Source organism: Alkalibacterium sp. m-11 (genome assembly GCF_054658155.1).
In genome coordinates this window covers 1-234 of sequence record NZ_BAAGIR010000669.1, presented here as the reverse complement: position 1 = coordinate 234, position 234 = coordinate 1, and the positions used below count along the sequence as shown (strand labels likewise).

Annotated in this window: 1 pseudogene; it reads right to left on the bottom strand. The window is 43.2% G+C overall.

Annotated features, from left to right (window positions below):
* Nucleotides 1-133: 133 nt before the first annotated feature.
* Nucleotides 134-234, bottom strand: a pseudogene (locus ACYQ2O_RS13855) (IS200/IS605 family transposase); the annotation flags it as partial.

Here is a 234-nt window from a genome sequence, read left to right as displayed (position 1 = left end):
AATCAAAACCACCAGTGTGAACTGGTGGTTTGCTCTGCGGCTGAAAGCCTCTCTTACCGGCCTCGGCCTGAAAGGCCCACTGAGTGGGTTTCCCTTATGCACCACATTTACTCACTGATTCTAAAAGAATCGTTTATTTTTTCTTGTTCTTATGTCCGGTGAACGGATCATATTCTTCGAATAATGTCAGTTGATCGCTCATATAGTCTTCTCGAAGCTGATTCCTAATATACT